Origin of the sequence: Stenotrophomonas sp. HMWF023 (assembly GCF_003060985.1) — a bacterium.
Lineage (GTDB): Bacteria > Pseudomonadota > Gammaproteobacteria > Xanthomonadales > Xanthomonadaceae > Stenotrophomonas > Stenotrophomonas lactitubi.
On the sequence record NZ_QAIJ01000225.1, the window covers coordinates 9,132 to 13,527 of the forward strand.

Genomic DNA, 4,396 nt, shown 5'->3' on the forward strand with positions numbered 1-4,396 from the left:
GAACCGCCTGCGCGGCCAGTACCCGGATGGTTCGCCGCCGCCGGAGTGCACCACCTGCGAAACGCGGCACAAGGTGATTTCGGACTTCGCGCTGCGCATCACCAAGACCGCCAACCCGCGCCTGGTGAAGGTCGGCGACCTGGTTCGCTACCAGCTGGTGGTCGAGAACGTCGGCAGCAGCCATTGGCGCGACGGCGTGGTGGTCGATACGCCGCCGCCGGGCTTCAGCTATGTGGATGGCTCGATGCGGGTGACCGACGACGACGGCGCGTTCTCGCTGGGCGGCAGCCAGACCCCGCTGCGCATCGGTGCGGTCGACATTGCCGTGGGCCGCAGTGCCACCATCACCTACCTGCTGCGGGTGGGCGCGGGCGTGCGCGCCGGCAACCACGTCAATCAGGCCGTGGCCACTGCCGACGACGGCACCCCGCTGTCGAACGTGGCGACCGCCGAGGTTCGCATGGATGCCGATCCTCTGCTGGAAGACAGCCTGGTGTTCGGCACCGTGTTCGATGACCGCGATGGCGATGGCTGGCAGGACAGCGCAGAACTGACGGGTGTGCGCGTGCAGGGCGGTTTCGCACCCGCCGCCTACGTGCCGGGTTCGACAACGCTGGATGGTGGCGATGGACCGCAGCCGTTGGCCGATGCCAGCGCGCCGCTGCTGCATGGCGTGCAGGTGGGCGTGGTGCATGGGCTGGCGTCCACGTCGGACAGGGTCGAGAACCACCAGGTGGTGATCCGCCAGCGCCTGCGCGAGCTGTCTTTTACCGATGATTTCGTGCTGGAAAGCGCACAGGGCCATCGCCTGCAGCTGGATGCGCAGGGCGTCGCAACCGTGCAGCGCAGTGGCGAGGCGGCCAAGGGCCTGACCGCAGCCGAGCCGGTCGTGCATCGTGAGATCGCGCGGGTGGCTGAGGGCTATGAAGTGGCCTACGTGATCCGCAACCGCGGCATCCAGGAGCAGGGCATTCCCGGCGTGCGCCTGGCCACGGTGGAAGGCTTGCTGATCGAAACCGATCCGTTCGGTCGCTACCACCTGGCCGATGTGCACGGTGGCGATGCGCGGTTGGGTCGCAACTTCATCGTCAAGCTGGACCCGGCAACGGTACCGGGTGGTTCCGAATTGACCACCGAGAATCCGTTGCTGCGGCGGGTCACCCAGGGCGTGCCGACCCGCTTCAGTTTCGGCGTGCGCCTGCCGCCGTCGCCGCAGGCGGCTGCCGAGCGTGCCGAGCTGGCGTTGGGCGAGGTGTTGTTCGCCCCGGGCAGCAGCGAACTGCGCGCCAGCTATCGGCCGGTGCTGGCGAAGATGGCCGAGGTGGTCGATCGCTACCAGGGCGGTGACGTGGTGATTGCCGCCAACGGCGAAAGCCAGGCATTGGCCTTCGCCCGTGCGGTGGCCGTGCGTGATGCGCTGCAGGCCGAGGTGGCCGAAGGGTCGCGCGCTGGCCTGAGCGTGCAGCTGCGTACCGACGTGCGCGATCCGCACTCGCTGGTTGCTGGCGTTGATGCCGGTGGTGCGTTGCTCGGCAACGTGCTGTTCGACACCGACAAGGCGGTGATCCGCGAGGAGTTCAAGCCACTGCTGGCCGCCATCGCCGCGCGCCTGGAGCAGATGGGGGGCGGCCAGGTCAGCCTGGTCGGCCATACCGATGTGCGTGGCAGCCATGTCTACAACCTGGCGTTGGGCCTGCGCCGTGCCAACGCCGTGTTCGAAGCGCTGCGCGTCCAGCTCAGCCCCGCCGTGCAGCAACGTCTGCGTGTGCGCAACGAGGAGACCGCCGCCACACGCGCGGCGGCCCGCCAACAGGAGGCCCGCCGATGAGCGCCCATCACTCTGTTGCCCGGCGTCCTGCCCGCCTGCACCGCGCTGTGTTGTACCAGGCGCTGTTGTTGGGCCTGGCAGCAACCGCGCAGGCGACGCCGCCGCCGGCCAACGCCGCGTCCAGCGACGCTGCGCCCATCCATTGCGAAGGTAACCAGTGCAGCGCCGAGGGCGACCTGCTGTTCACCCTGCGCTCGCGCAGCTTCGATGAGCCGGTGACCGAAGGCACGTCGACGCGCTCGTCGTCGCAGGTACTGCAGCCGGACCGCCGCGTCAGCGTCGCGCTGGACGAGCCAGGCAAGGCAACCGTGCGCGGTGAGTTCATGATCCGCCTGCCGGAAGGCGGCGCGATCTGGGCCACCGAAGACCCCGCCATGGGCCAGCCCGAGCTGTCGATCTCGGCGCCGGGCATGGTGGCTTTCGACCAGGGCCGCATCGTGCGTCCGGTCGAATTCTTCGTACGTGGCAACTACACCGCGTTCATCAGGCGCCTGGAAGTGAGCATCTACCGCGTCAACGACAGTGACCGGGTCGCGCCCTTGGCGACGTTTGAACTGCCGGTGGCTGCGGTCGGGCAGGGCAGTTGGGACGGTACGCTGCCGGCATCCACGCCGCTGCGTCGTGGCGACCGACTGGTCTATGTGCTGCGTGCGTACGATGCCGAGGGCAATGTCGATGAGACGTCGGCGCAGTCCATGCAACTGGTGACGCTGGCCGAAGTGGAGCGTGGCAACCAGCAGTTGCGTGATGCCCTGGAGGACCGCCGCGGTACGGCCGTTGATGCCAACCAGGCCGCTTCGTTGTCGCTGCTGGAGCAGGTGTTCGACAGCAACGGCCTGCGTCAGCAGAACATCCCGGTGTACGGATCGCGCGTGCGCCTGCGGGGCCGTGACCTGCCGCTTGGCGCGGCACTGAAGATCAATGGCGAAAGCTACCCGTTGGACCAGGACCGCAAGTTCGCCGCCGAATACCTGATGCCGATCGGCCACCACGCGTTCGATGTGCGGGTCGAGCGCCCCGACGCACCGGTGATCGCGCGCACGCTGGAGGTGGATGTCAGCGGCAGCTATCTGTTCGGTGTCGGCCTGGCCGATGTCACGGTGTACCAGAACAAGGCCAGCGGTGCGGGCCGCGATGTCGCCCGTGGCGAGCGCGATGATGACGTGCTGAGTGATGGGCGGCTGGCGTTCTACCTGAAGGCCAAGACGCGCGGCCGCTACCTGCTGACTGCACAGGCCGATACGCAGAACCGGCCGTTGGACGAACTGTTCACCGGCTTCACCACCGCCGATCCGCAGGACCTGTTCCGCAGCCTGGACCCGGACCTGTATTACCCCACTTATGGCGACGATTCGCTGACCCAGCGCGACGTCGACAGCATGGGCCGTTTCTACCTGCGCATGGACTGGGACAAGAACCAGGCACTGTGGGGCAACTACAACACCGGCCTGAGCGGTACCGAATACGCCCAGTACGTGCGCTCGCTGTACGGTGCGGCACTGTCGTGGCGCTCACGCGGCGCCAATGCCTGGGGCGATGCGCAGACCGAGCTGCGCTTGTTCGGTTCGCAGGCCGAGACCGCGCCGGGCCACAGCGAGTTCATCGGCACCGGTGGCAGCCTGTATTACCTGCGCCATGCCAGCATCCTGCGCGGCTCGGACCAGGTGGTACTGGAGATCCGTGACCGCACCACCGGCCGTGTCGAGCAGCGGGTGTCGCTGGTGCGCGGTGCCGACTACGAGATCGACGCGCTGCAGGGACGCATCCTGCTGACCCGGCCGCTGGCCCAGGTCAGTCGCGAGAACCTGCGCCGGATCAGCCGCGACGTGCCGCTGGACGGCTACGAGCAGCGCCTGATCGTCGACTACGAATGGGTACCGACCGGCTTCGACAATGACGACATCACCGCCGGCGTACGTGGCAAGCACTGGTTCGGCGATCACGTGGCGGTGGGCGCCACCTATGTGGACGAACAGCGCGCCGGCCAGGACTACTCGCTGCGCGGTGCGGACCTGACCCTGCAGGCCGGGCGTGGTACCTACCTGAAGGTCGAGCACAGCCGCAGCGAGGCGACCAGCGCGCCGGTGTTCTTCTCCGACAACGGTGGCCTGAGCTTCACCCGCCTCAACCCCGAGGGGCCGCGCGAAGGCGAGGCGACCGCGGTGGAGGCACGGGTGAACCTGCGCGAGCTGGGCTGGACCCAGCGCGACTGGAGTGCCGGCGCCTGGTGGCGGCAGGTCGAGGGTGGCTATTCGGTGGGACGCTTCGATACCGGCCAGCGCGTGCGTGAGCAGGGCGCCGAGCTGCTGGGCTACGTGACCGACGATTTCAGCCTGTATGCGCGATACAGCGAAGCGCGGCGCGGCAATGAATCGTTGATCCAGGCCCAGGCCACCGCCGAATGGCGGATCGGCGACAACGATCGCGTGTCGGCCGAGCTGCGTCGGGTGCAGGAAGACCGCGGCATCGGCAGCAACGCCGGTGTGCTGGCGGCAGCGCGCTACACCCATCGCATCGGCACCGCGCTGGACCTCTATGGCGGTGGCCAACTCACCGTCGATGACGATC

The 4,396-nt window shown here is 68.1% G+C and carries 2 protein-coding genes; both read left to right on the forward strand.

Features of this window, described 5'->3' with window-relative positions; translation table 11 throughout:
* The coding region (locus tag DBR20_RS23090) for an OmpA family protein (RefSeq protein ID WP_343125687.1) at positions 1 to 1,828 on the forward strand (1,828 nt) is incomplete at its 5' end.
* The coding region (locus DBR20_RS12185; protein WP_258223329.1) for a hypothetical protein at positions 1,825 to 4,396 on the forward strand (2,572 nt) is incomplete at its 3' end. The genes DBR20_RS23090 and DBR20_RS12185, both read left to right, overlap by 4 nt.